Genomic DNA, 12,345 nt, shown 5'->3' with positions numbered 1-12,345 from the left:
CAAGTGAGAGACCAGGGACGGCCGATCAATGCACGGCAAAAGGCCGAAGCTGCTCATCAAACATGCCGTAGCCAACAAGCCGAACAGGCTGATTTTGGACCTTGTGAACACAGAAGCTTTCTGGCCAGCACCGTTGAAGTGCGCGGATCAACACACTTTAGCAAGCCACCAAGACCGTCAATCCCTGCTGCCTATCATCCTCGATGAAACTTTTGTTCTGACATCGAATTGGTATCCGCTCGGAATGGGGGCATCGTGGCGCAGGTTTTGGTAGTGGAGGACGATTGCCTTATCGCATTCGTTCTGGAAGACGCGCTTTCGGAGGCAGGCCACGGCGTCGTTCTGGCCGCAAACGCCGACTTGGCGCTCAACATCATGAAGGACAGTCAGTTTGACGTCCTTTTTACCGACATCGACATGCCCGGCTCGATGGATGGTATCGCGTTGGCCAAGCTTGTTCGCACAACCAATCCTCAGAGAAAGATCATCATAGCAAGTGGCAAGAGGCAGACATCCAGACAGGAGCTGCCGGAGAATTCCATTTTCTTGCCAAACCTTACCTTGCCTCTGAGGTTTTGAAGCTGATCGAGACAGTGTAGCCGAAGCGTGTCGATGTTTGGGGTTTCTGCCTGATCATCGTATGGACGCTCGTCGTTTAGCCGCCGTCGAGCAGGACAATCTCCGTCGGCATTTCTTCAAACCGTCCAATACGCGGATAATGCGGAGCAAACGGCAGTGGATCGGCGGATGGCGTGACCTCGCGCAACTGCCCAGCCTCGTTAGCTACGACCCAATGCCTCTGGAAAATGCAGGATCCAATGATCAGCCGACCCCTCACTTGCCCAAACCTAGGCTGATCATCTGAAAACCGCTCCGAATTTGCCTCGGCCGTCCAGCGTAGCTGCATTTGCTTGAAGTAAAATCTGGACCAAAAAAGGCCCCAGTCAAATCCATAATCATCATGCTGCTGCCGGTTGTTGCTGGAGCGCGCAAAATTTACCTCTCAGCTCTGCCACAGTGGGGATGCAGCAGTGACCAATCTCGCAAACGTAGCCGCCGTGGATCACACGGGCTTTGCCGTTTCCTCGTTAAAGGAGTCGATCCGCTTCTGGACGGAAGCGCTCGGCTTCGAGCTGCAACGGCAGTCGGAGATGGAAGGCGATTTCCTGCATCAAGTTACAGGTTTAGATGATCCGTACGTCCGGACCGCAATTGTCAAGGCGCCGGACGGGTTCGTGGTTGAATTGCTGCAATATTCAAGAGGCCGCCAAAATGGGGCCGTGCCGGAGAGCGCGGGCGCTATCGGGGCTGCCCACTTGGCTTTAACCGTGAAAGACATCCACGCCGCCATCACTCGTGTCGAGGTCGCGGGGTGGAAGGTGAAAGGAAGCCCGCAGCCGATTCCAGGCGGGCCACGAGTGGGGACACTGACCGCCTATGTTTCAGGACCGGATCACATCACGATAGAATTTATGCAGCCGCCAGGCTGACTGCGGGTTCACCGTGCAGGCTCATCAAATGGTCAGAGCACTTAACTAATTGAAATGCGATATCCTCTGTCGGGGTGGCTCGAACGTGTTCTGGTGACACCCGCGAAGCTATGACCGAGCCAAGGAGGGCCGGGATCTCCGACGATCGCGGCCAAGAATACGATTCTCAGAAATCTTGCTTTCGCCACAGTGACAAGGGCGCGTTGGTTTGTACGGGCAAGGTATTAGCATAGGCAATATGATCGGCGGGCGCCTCGTCCATCAACAATCCGATAATAAGAAATCACGTGAGGCATGAGCGAGCCAATTGGCTGTCACGACTGGAAGACAACGTTCACGAGTCCGCGGTTGGCGCGAAGCAGTCATCCGTAGGACGTTTTCAAGTCGCCTGCCTGCGTTCGCCAAGAGCGCTGCGTTGCGCGCCTCGGTTCGATAGGCGACCCCCGACCGTAAGCTAACGATGAGGTCTCACGCGGCGCATCAGTGATTGACGGCCCTTCGTGCGCGGCCGATGCATCGACCGCAGCCACGCGCGGTGGGGCGATCGCCGTGGGCGGGTTGGCGCGCGTCACTGTGGAATACCCCAAGACGTCCAGATGACCGGGCGGCCAAAGCCTCAAGGCCTCTCGCCAGGAGATAAAATCGGTCTGAGTGCAACAATCGCATCCGAAAGCCGTCCGGTGTTGCGCCCGGGCGGCTTGTGGCGTTGTCGCACTGCTGCGCCCTAAGCGCGGGAGGGGACACGGCTGCGTTTTGGTGGTATAGCACCTCAACTCAGGAGCCGCACATGCCATGTGTCCCCACGTTTTCAGTTCGGCCTCATTCCAGCGCCGGCTTCGTTATCATCGCGTCGTGGCCTAAAGGTCATGTTGAACAGCTTGTCGGCGTGTTCGAAACTTCGATTGACGCTAAAAAGTGGGTCGCTCGGCACTCAAGTGGCTACGTGGAGCAGCTCGGACCCCCGTCAAGGCGGGTGGTTCGACTTGAGGAATACCGAAAAAATTGAGCGCAACGGACGGACTGTTATCGCTCAGGTCTGTTAGTAACGACGGCTTTCACCCATCTGAGTGATGCAGGGTTATTATATGTTGAGAGAAACTGCTGTTGCCAGATTCGAGGGTGATAGCATGCCTACGAACAGCCTTGTCCCTTGTCCCAAGTGTAATACGCGTCGCCACTTTGCAGGAATGTGCAAAGGTTCGCTGGGCGCGGAAATTCGATTGTTCGACTGCACATCCTGCGGCGTCATCACAGAATACGAGCTTCGAGGCCGCTCAGTTCAAAAGCTGATAGATCGGCCTAGTCAGCCGTCGGAAGCCGTCGCGTAGCAGATTCGATCTGACCGTCAGCAAGTTTGCGGCAGAACCCAATCGTGGTAGCAGCCCCCGGCGGAATTGCGCTGTACAATCTCGCGGGCTTTGGCTCGGGCGGCGTCCTGGGCAGGGTGAATGTTTCCCGAACATGTCAACGCTGATCAGATGACGGGTCCGCATGCTCGCCGATCGCGTTGATCAGAAAGCGCAGGTGGTCGAGCAAGAGTGCTTAACAGTAAATGTCGGAACCAGCGTCGCGCGGACTTCGGATGAAATAACGCCAAGCAGGTCGTAGCGCTCAATCGTCTTCAAAGCTTTCTTCGAAAAGCCGAGAGAAGTGATCACCAACTTCAGCGTGGCACCCGCATGACGCTTTAACCAGTTTGCGCTTGCTTAAAATCGAAATTTCACCCCGACGGTAGTCGATGGCGCCGTCCCGTTGGAGTTCGAGCGCACATTCTGTAATGCTTGTGCGCCGAACACCTAACATCCGCGAAATGTCGCTTTGTGTCAGGCTCAGCTCATCTCCGGCGAGTTCTTGCAACCTGAGAAGCCATGAACTTAGTCGCCCTGACAGCTCATGAAGAGCACTACACGCAGCCGTCTGCTGAACTTGAGCAAGAAAGTATTGCTCATAAGCGAGAGCCCTTTTGCGAAATTCTGGAACGGTAAGCAGAAGCTCTTTGAGTGTCTGAACCGCGATCGAATAGGCATATCCGATGGATAGGGCGCTCACACTATAAAGACTGACTCTATCATCAAGAGCCATTCCGGCGCCAAGCAGACCATCACTTCCAATGAGACCTGTAGTGAATGAGGCGTCATTCTTCAGTTCAATATCGACCACAAAGGTTGTGCTGACCGGAAAGTAAGCCTTCTCAATTTTTGAATAGGGTCGAGCGACTACAGCCCCTGCTTCTAGACTAACTAGGTTCAGATGTGGCTGGATCAGTTTCCGGGCTTCAGCACCGAGGCCGGATAGAAACTCGCTATCTCGGGCCACTTCGATATCTGCGGGGATGTTCATTTCTTCAAGTGGCCTTCCGCTTCAGGGGGAGGGGTTTTTTGCCGTCAGGCAGAAGTTCCTGCAACCGATCGTGAACGACGTCTGCACTGAACGGCTTGTTGATGAATATTGCGCCGTCAGGCATGTCGCCGACAGCTGGTTTGGCGGCTCCGGAAGCGATCAAAATGCCGATGTCGGGCCAGCGCTCGGCACATTGCCTGGCCAGATCAAAACCCGTCAGTTCTCCTGGCGGCATATGCACATCAGTGAAGAGAAGTTGGACGCTTTCGGCGTGGTGCTCCAGCAGCTCTATCGCCTCGGCAACGTTGGAGGCTTCGTGCACCAAGAAGCCGGCTGCTTCGAGGATGTCCGCCGCATCCATGCGGATGAAGGCATCATCATCCGCAATGAGGGCATACGGCGTTAAATCTTGATCGTCGAACATTTGCTTCTCCACGCGAAGCAAGTCGCTCAGGTCACGATTGATCCACGCTTCGGCAAGTTTTGCTTCGTCGACCGCTTTGCATTGACTTGAAGCTTTGACCGCACATAGGCAAGGCGACAATGCGGCCTCTCTTTGCCGCAAAAAACCTGCGACTGTTGAGTCGCCTAACCGACTGACATTGAGAGCCGGTCCTGTTATGTTCTGTCACGTCACCGCACGGTTCGTGGCTTATACCGGTGATGAGAACGCCCCGAAGCGCTCCCGCCCTCCTCAAATGGAAGGGAAATTGCGCATGATCTGGCTTATTTCTTCAGCGCGACGCGACACCCGACAGATACTGATCGACCAAGCAGCGGTGTTACGAGCACAGGCTCAAAAGATGCCGCCCGGCGTTGAGCGTGACCGGCTTATAAAGCAGGCCCGGCAACTTGACGCTGAGGCTAAAGCTGGAAATTGGGCAAATTCGGCTGCTCTGCAGTCGCCCACGTGAACTGGTGGAATTGTCGCAGCAGTGATGTGGAACGGCAATTGATGCCGTCGGTTCTTCCTCGCCTTGCAGCAGACCTGCTGCATCAACGAGGATCCTGATGCCACAGCACAATGAGACGGCCGTCGCCGAACACGAAACTCCGCAGAACGATCACACGCCGTTTCCCGCCAAGGTCTTGACGATCAGTCTTGTCGTCTGGCTCGTTTTGGGCGGTTTGGCTGTCCTTGGCACCTACAGCTATCTGCTCCAGGGCCGCGGATAGTCTCGTTCAGCGCATCGGCGTCGTCCACAATGCCGAAATTTCTGCAGACTCGGCTCGGTGCTCAGCGTCCGAAGCTGCCGCGATCAGCCCAGCTTTCATGGCGCCGTCTGACATGGCCTCTGCATCGTCCCTGAGCCGAGCTGCCCTATCTCGAAGGCCCGCCGGGTCTGATTGCAGATCGAGAACAAGTTGGCGGGCACCGTTTCGTTTTGTGGATCGAGCGTCTTTCGCCAACTTCATCTCCTCTTTGTAGCTAGACGCATAGAGGTCGACCGACGTTCCGCTGAAGAATGCAGCAAGGGCGAAAGCGGTAATGGAAGGTGCATATTTTCCGTCGCCGCAGCCATCCGGAACGAAACATCAGAGCTTGTTTTGAATCGCTGTCAGTAGCGGAGTTGCGTTATGCGTTCAGGATGGAGCCCATCCGTGGTGCCGGCCGGCGTCCACGACACTGTGTATCTCGTCGTCGATTGCCACGGTCCCGGCGGTTGCGTTTGGCGAGAGGCAGATATCAACGGCACCGATCTGGAGACCGTCATCACAGATCTTATACGCGGCGAGTATTCAGACCCTCTCTGCATCGTGGCCTTTAACACCACAGAAAACTGGTCGCGGGACGTAACCGCCGACATTGCCCGCGAGATCCAGGAACGTTGCGACCTTGCTTATGAGGACCTGCCCACGTGGCTTGAGGATTTCGTGCATCAGCATGTTCGACCAGAGCGCGAGACGCCGCTGAGGCTAAGCCGATGAAAGCTTTAGCGCCTCCGATCGCCCCGTCTCCTCAGACCGATGCGCTGCTCGAACTGATCGGCTATCTTGGCGCAGCGATCGTCCGATCCGACCACATCCCGGATCCTGTCGTACGGGCGCAGCTTCACTCCGCACATCGTATCGCGCTTGATCTATACGCGTGTCGTGATGAACGGCCGCAGCGTCAACATACTGCTTGAACAGGGTGGTTTTCGCACGCGTGACGGCAATGCGAGCGCCCTCACTTAAAACGGTCGATCGTATGTCGCCGTCCCCGGCGTGGTAACTGCGATGAGGTCAGATCCCGCCTCTCATGCAACGCTGGAAGAGCGGAATTAGCCGCCGAAGCGTCTATACAGCCGAGATGCCACTAATTGTCGTTGGCTAGATGTCGATAGTGCGCGAGGAACTCTTCGTTTTCTGCCAGCTGAATCCATCGTAACGCTTGCGTTACGAGCTCCACCTGCTCTTGCACATCGGGGGATGCGTCAGCAGCCCTCGAGAGATTTGCCGCGCGTAGCGATAAGAAGAAGACTGATAGTGGGGGTATAGCGCGCGTCCATTCTGCTCCTCAGGGCACTACGTACATACTCCAAATACCGCTGGCCATAAATGGGCACGTGAAGATCGCTTTTAGTTGGAAATGCAATCGAGGTGCGCAGTCGTCGCCCTTTGCTGCATTATTTAGCATTTGCGACGCGCGACCATCGAGTGTCGCCTAGCAGACCGACGGGAACTCTGTCATTGGCTATTGAATCACAGTACTCGCCAGGCTGGTCTCCTATGCCCCGCAAATTGCTGACTCAAAAATGGACAGACGAGGATGCGGCAAAGCTAGTCGAGCTCTCGAAAGCTGGCGCGACGCTCGCACGGGCTGCGGGTGCGTTGAGCAGGAACACGAGCTCGGTTCAGAAAAAAGGTCGCGAATTAGGGGTGGCTTTTCCCGGTGTGCGGGCAGTTCGAGAGGCTCTTCGAAAGTCGGGCGCTATCGAAATCGGGCGCAGGCCTGCACGCTCGTAAACGAGACGGCACAACGCAGAGACGACGTGATAGGCAAGGCGAGCTAGACCCGTGTAAACAATCGCAATGAAGCCAACAGCAGCCGTATGGGCTGAACAAGCCGCCGATCTCCGAAAGCGTGCCGAGACGTTGCCGCTTGGCGAGGACCGTGACCGCCTGTTGATCCAAGCTGATCAGTTGGATGCGGCGGTCGATATGGTTGAGATACTCTCCGTTCAACGGCCGCCTCGGACGCGGTGATCTGGCGACAAACGTGAATGACTGCTCTTGGCAATCAAGCCGGGCAGCCACTAGCGGTCCGTAGGCGCCAGGATGTGCGCGAATGAGCGTCAGCCCTGCGTCGGCGCGTTTAAAGGCGCCATTGCGACCCTCTTCTCCCTATCCGCAATTTCGGATACAATTTGCTCTAATTTGACAGCGACCGCGGGGGTGAGAGCAAAGTGCGACCACCAAAGTTCGGTCGACACGCCTCTGCGCGATTTCAGTTCGTTGAACCATTCGCTAACCTCGTTAACCGGGGTTCGGGTCCCGCCCCAAGGCTGAGGGGCTGGAAAGAGCGGGAACGTCCCCGCGCCACGTGCACCGACGCATCTACTAAGGTCGGTTTTTCAGATGCGTTCCCTGCCAAGTCTTCATTCCACCTGGGTTTGCCGTTTCTCGTTGTTGGCATTGCGCTGTCGCAAATCTCTCGCAGCGGACACTCCGAGCTTGGTGGCTTGCACCCTTATTGCTGGCTCGCTCCGGCGGAGTTTCCTCGCCACCTTGGCCACAGACACGCCGGCAACAAGAAGCGCGACCATTGTCTCATGATCGGCCGCGGTCCATTTTCGGTTCGGTCGTAATGTAAGCCTCATCGCCATACAGGCGGGTTTAGCAGGAGCCGGCGTTCGTCGCCAAGGGCCCCCATCCTTAGGGCGCAGGCCAAATTCGTGCGCTTACATGGCGCGCCGCGATAGGCTTAGCCAACCGTCCATCGTGATCACGTTGGCAGCTGGCTTCGGAGGGAGCGGCGTTCCGCTGACCACAAGGGCGATAACGGGCTTGCCAGACACGGTCGTAAGCGGCTTCTCGATCGCGGGCATTGGAGGTGCAGTGTCCATTCGCTGCAGCGCTTTCCGTCCGGCGTCGGTAATCTGCCAGCCGTTTGCGTCACGTATGACGAAACCTTCGGTGAAAATGTCGAGGCCTGGCGCATTCGAGGCCAGCTTATTGATGCGCTGCGTCCATGCAGGCCCGGCGCCCGCAAGCACCTTCAGATCGGCGTTCATCGCCGCAAGCGTCGCTCGGCCGTTCGGGTGGCCCGACAACACCAACATAATCTGAACTTGCAACGACACGCCTACGCTCTCACGCTGCCGGACAACCGATCCTGACAGATCTGTGTCGGCTATCCGCTTCGGCGTGGAATTGTCCACAGTTACCCGGCTCAGTCCACAGGCACTTTAGGTGCATGACCGAACAGCTCATCGGTCATCGCGCTCGATGGGATTCAAGCTAGTAACGTTAACCGCGGGGCACGATTGAGGGTCGCGGAAGAAACACGCTACCTGCCAACAGCCGGAACGTGGTTCCAGACCCGCGAACTGGCTAGGCTCGACGTCGCCCAGATCGACGTCGGGCCGCCTTATGCGGCTTTCGTTTTCTTGGTCGAGGCAGGCTTCTTAACAGCTCGAGGCTTCTTGGACACCTTTGCAACGGCAACGAGCTGGTCGAGGGAAGCTTCCAGTAACTGATGCTGCGCAATCAGCCAGAAATTATCAGCTTGGCCATCCGGTCGGCCCGCATCGTCCCACAGATGGTAGGCCCGCTCACGTATCGAATTTTCGATGTCTTGCATTTGCAGCTCCTATTGCGCTGCGGAACGTGTGGCGGATCGTGGTAAACGGCGTCCTAACAAAGCGCAATAATCGCCACAAAACCGGGAAGGGCGTAGTTGTCGAATTCCCTTGCTAACGGCCAAAATTGCTTTGGCGCGGAGCCAGGCCTTTATGTCTCAGATGGGCCACCGTCGGTTGTCAGGGCTGACTGGTCGCATGGGGTTTGATCTTTTCGATCCCTTGACGACATCAGCGACTTCAAACCTGGCCGCCGACCGTTCACACGGAAGAGCGCGTGCACCTTGCCATCGACAGTTGCACAGCCGCCGCGCATGTTCGGGAAAATCAACGTCGCTTCGCTCATTTTCTGCTCCTGACTTTCAAGCAGACAACAAGAGTTAAATTAGAGCGTTCCTATGAGCCTGCCGTCAGGGTTAGTGCTTGGTTAATCACGGGCGTGTTCCTAGCGCCGTTGCTTGTCCATGACAACAGGCCATACAACGCGACCGTTCCCTCCGGCTTCGCGAGGCGGTCGTAACATATGAGCGGTGCGCCTCGATGAGACTACAACAGCTCAGGCGCTAACTGATCCCTTCTCAATGTGTCGCAAACGCAAACGGCCTGCCGTTAACAGCAGGCCGTTTATCAACATTGTCCGAGCGTTGTTACTCGACGATCTGCACAATGCGACGAGTACGCGGATCGACCAGCACCGTGCGGTCATTCACGACGGTGAAGCGGTATTCTCGCACCGAAGCATAATCATCTGGCACGTCGTAATAGGTCACGCCATCAGCGGGCAGCACGGTACCAACAGCGACCGGCTCAGAATAGGAGTACGAGCGGACGTTGCGGCCTTGGACGTAGGTGCGGAAGCGGGGACGGTCGTCCACACCGAGCACGCCAGCCACGCCGCCGACAACACCACCCACCGCCGCGCCGACCGCAGCGCCTACCGGACCGGCTGCACGTTCGCCATCACGGGCGCCACGCTCCATGCCGCCGGGGACGCCCTGAGCCACTGCGACCTGGCTGGTTGCGATCAAAGCAGCGACTGCGACAAACGATTTGAAACGAAAAGTCATAGTGAACCTCCATGAGACATTGCCCGCGCTACAAGCTGCTGTGCGGCAATATGTTCCAGAGAATTTCGCGGTGAACATCAGCCCATCGCTTACGAAACCATCGTGCAGCTCGAAGTCTCGGTTATGGATTACATGCGCTCATCATAGGCCGCTGAGTTATGCGTACCGCCAACAAGGTGGGCTGCCGGCCCCAAGTTTGGTTTGCATCAAGATGGGTTCTTGAGCGCATCCACTGTGTTATCGACCGCGTCTTTCGCGGCGTTCTTCGTGTCGTTCATCGCTTTCTGAGCATCGCCCTTGGCTTGCGACGCCCTAGCGATGCTGAACTCAGCCACCTCTCGCAGCGAGCCACACACGTAATCTGCGCCGGTGGCCTCCTGTATTACAGATTTTTCCGCTTCTGTTGCTGACGATGCAGAAATCACGACGACGGCATCCGGCGCCTTGCGGCGTACACGACGGACGGCGTACCGCATATGGGACGTGTTTCGCCACTCCAAATACGTCAAGCATACCAACGCGACACCGGCGACATTCAGTTTGAAGATGTTTTTCGTCGTCAACGCGTCAGAAGCTTCTGAACGCGCGCCAATGCCATGTACGCGGCAAAGATGGGCGAGCATGACCGCGACGCTTTCATCTAGCGCCGTCCGTCCGGCAATGAAGAGAGCTGGGGTGTCGCCCTGCCACGCGGGGAGCAGGCTTTGCTTTTCAACCACGGCGAGCTGCTGTTCCGGAGGCACATGCTCGAGCGCAGCGCTCGCTTCTGCATCTGTCAGCGCCCCCGCACCATTGGATTTCTGCAAAACTTGATCGGACAGATCAGCCGTGAACTCGATGACCGTTTCGCTGATCTTGGATAGGCGCTCGTCGTCGAGAGCTTCGCGTTCGAGGTCTGCTTGCGCAAGCATCAAGCCGGGCAGCGCAACGTCGTCGTAAAACGCACCGAGAGAGCGCTCCTTCAAGAACTGCTCTGCTTTCTCGGCCGCCTCGGTCGGGTCGCCGGCGAGCATGCGTTGATAGAAAATCTCGGGCGGCGATAAGGCAGGTCGGTCTCCGAACATGACATCAAGGAATTCGAGGCGTTCGACATGGCGGCCAAGGACGACGAGGCATACGGTAAGTGGCGTCGCGAGGATCAGGCCGATCGGCCCCCATAGTGCCGTCCAGAACGTCGCCGAGACGACAACGGCCACCGGAGACAATCCAGTGCTTCGTCCGTACACCAAGGGTTCTATAACCTGTCCGATGCCCGGCTCGATCACAAAGAAGAGGATCGCGGTCCAGATGAGCATGGACCAGCCTGGATCTACGGCAAGAGCGAGCGTCAGCGGGAAGGCGGCGGCGATGATCGAGCCGATATACGGGACGAAGCGAAGGACGGCGGCCAGAATGCCCCACAGCGCGGGGCTGGGCACGCCGATGATCCAAAGACCTATGCCGATCAGAATGCCGAAGCCGGAATTGATGAGGAGTTGATTGAGAAAGAGGCGACTCAGACGACGTGCGGCGTCGTCTAGCGCAGCCGTCGTGCGCTGAAGGTCATGCGTCCCCGCCAGCCGTATCAAGCGGTTTCGGAGATCTTCTCTCTGCAGAAGAATGAAGATCACGAAGATAACGATGATGCCCGTTGTTGCCAACGGCGATATCAGAGGTGCGATCAAAGACCTGAGATTGCTGAGGGTGCCGGGATCGGGCTGCAAGACTTCGACCGGGACAGGTGTGCGGGTTTTGCCATCGGTCTGGACATCGGCCTGTGTAAGGGACGGGGACGACGTGCCTTTCGGTTTGTTCAGCTCTTTGCTCAATTCCTGCAGCATCCCCTCTGCACGCTCCATCGTGGTCGAGCCGCCGGCGACGCCCCGGAGGGACGAGATCTTCCCCTGGATAGTGGACTGGTACTTCGGTAGGTCTCCCGCGAGGCGGGTGGCCTGCGATGCGATGAGGCTCCCGAGAGCAAAAATGACCGCGAAAGCGCACAACACGGAAATAATGGCGGCGATCGGTCGAGGCAGGCGAATGTCCTCGAGCCACTCGACCGGGCGCGCCAGTACGAAGCTCAGCAGGATAGCCAGAGCCATCGGCACGAACACCTCGCGTGCAACGTACAGCGTCGCCACGATGATCATTGCGAGGATTGTCACCGCGCAGGCGCCAACGAGCCCTGCGACATCTTCGACCGATTGCGCTTTGCCGATCTTCATCGCCGTTCCCGAGCTCGTTTGTCGGCCGGAGGCGCGAGCCTTTGTCGATCGACTGTCTGTAGAAGGAAGCCTCGCAATTTCGCCAACCTTCAGCCGAACCTGACAATTGCGTTGATAACTGAACGTTCCGACCACGCGCATTTCTGCCTTGGAAAAACGGAACAAACTCGGCGCGCGGTGTTTACATCGACGGAAAAGACGGAGGATTTCAATGTTGATGAAGCTGCTGTTCGGTGATGTTGTGCGGGAAGAGGCAAGGTCCACGAGCGCCCTCCGGCGTAGCAGCAACGGTTCGGACTTCTCGGAGATTGTGCGGATGCTCGGCGCCGAGGACTACCGGGACAGTCACGAGGTTGTCGAACGCGTCATCGGGCCAAGCAAACGCTGATCAACCCTGACCAGTTTTTTGGCCACTCCTCGAACCGGAATTTCGACGCTGGCCGCAGGTACTGGCGAGACC

11 protein-coding genes are annotated in these 12,345 nt (G+C 57.3%); 4 read left to right on the top strand and 7 right to left on the bottom strand.

The window, feature by feature from the left end:
• Window positions 1-255: 255 nt before the first annotated feature.
• On the top strand, window positions 256-579 hold the full coding sequence (locus RPMA_RS26830) for a response regulator (protein WP_249225450.1): 324 nt from the start codon (window positions 256-258) through the stop codon (window positions 577-579).
• Window positions 580-1,031: 452 nt separating this feature from the next.
• Entirely contained in the window at window positions 1,032-1,490 is a 459-nt protein-coding gene (locus RPMA_RS26825) for a VOC family protein (RefSeq protein WP_211910735.1), read from the top strand.
• Window positions 1,491-3,101: 1,611 nt separating this feature from the next.
• On the opposite strand, the gene RPMA_RS26820 is transcribed toward RPMA_RS26825, so the two are convergent.
• Complete coding sequence (locus tag RPMA_RS26820) at window positions 3,102-3,830, bottom strand: Crp/Fnr family transcriptional regulator (protein ID WP_211910734.1); 729 nt, start codon at window positions 3,828-3,830, stop codon at window positions 3,102-3,104.
• 4 nt (window positions 3,831-3,834) lie between these two features.
• The gene (locus tag RPMA_RS26815) at window positions 3,835-4,254 is read right to left on the bottom strand and encodes a response regulator (RefSeq protein ID WP_211910733.1); all 420 of its coding nucleotides are present in this window, start codon (window positions 4,252-4,254) and stop codon (window positions 3,835-3,837) included.
• A 587-nt stretch (window positions 4,255-4,841) separates the two neighbouring features.
• Between RPMA_RS26815 and RPMA_RS26810 the strand changes: the two genes are divergently transcribed.
• Both RPMA_RS26810 and RPMA_RS26805 read left to right on the top strand, forming a co-directional pair.
• Entirely contained in the window at window positions 4,842-5,006 is a 165-nt protein-coding gene (locus RPMA_RS26810) for a hypothetical protein (protein ID WP_211910732.1), read from the top strand.
• A gap of 426 nt (window positions 5,007-5,432) precedes the next feature.
• Window positions 5,433-5,759 carry a hypothetical protein gene (locus tag RPMA_RS26805; RefSeq protein ID WP_249225448.1) on the top strand — a complete coding sequence of 109 codons (327 nt, stop codon included), beginning with the start codon at window positions 5,433-5,435 and terminating at the stop codon, window positions 5,757-5,759.
• Between the two features lie 1,955 nt (window positions 5,760-7,714).
• Here RPMA_RS26805 and RPMA_RS26800 read toward each other — a convergent pair.
• The 5 genes from RPMA_RS26800 to RPMA_RS26780 all read right to left on the bottom strand — a co-directional run bounded on the left by RPMA_RS26800 (window position 7,715) and on the right by RPMA_RS26780 (window position 11,885).
• Window positions 7,715-8,116, bottom strand: a complete 402-nt coding sequence (locus tag RPMA_RS26800) for a hypothetical protein (protein WP_211910730.1) — start codon at window positions 8,114-8,116, stop codon at window positions 7,715-7,717.
• Between the two features lie 287 nt (window positions 8,117-8,403).
• Window positions 8,404-8,616, bottom strand: a complete 213-nt coding sequence (locus RPMA_RS26795) for a DUF2934 domain-containing protein (protein ID WP_211910729.1) — start codon at window positions 8,614-8,616, stop codon at window positions 8,404-8,406.
• 149 nt (window positions 8,617-8,765) lie between these two features.
• Window positions 8,766-8,960 carry a hypothetical protein gene (locus RPMA_RS26790; protein ID WP_211913865.1) on the bottom strand — a complete coding sequence of 65 codons (195 nt, stop codon included), beginning with the start codon at window positions 8,958-8,960 and terminating at the stop codon, window positions 8,766-8,768.
• A gap of 301 nt (window positions 8,961-9,261) precedes the next feature.
• Window positions 9,262-9,681 carry a DUF1236 domain-containing protein gene (locus tag RPMA_RS26785; RefSeq protein WP_211910728.1) on the bottom strand — a complete coding sequence of 140 codons (420 nt, stop codon included), beginning with the start codon at window positions 9,679-9,681 and terminating at the stop codon, window positions 9,262-9,264.
• Window positions 9,682-9,887: 206 nt separating this feature from the next.
• Window positions 9,888-11,885 carry an AI-2E family transporter gene (locus RPMA_RS26780; RefSeq protein ID WP_211913847.1) on the bottom strand — a complete coding sequence of 666 codons (1,998 nt, stop codon included), beginning with the start codon at window positions 11,883-11,885 and terminating at the stop codon, window positions 9,888-9,890.
• Window positions 11,886-12,345: the final 460 nt, after the last annotated feature.

The organism is Tardiphaga alba, assembly GCF_018279705.1.
Lineage (GTDB): Bacteria > Pseudomonadota > Alphaproteobacteria > Rhizobiales > Xanthobacteraceae > Tardiphaga > Tardiphaga alba.
The sequence above is the reverse complement of the archived record's forward strand: the minus strand, read 5'-3'. Positions and strand labels throughout refer to the sequence as shown.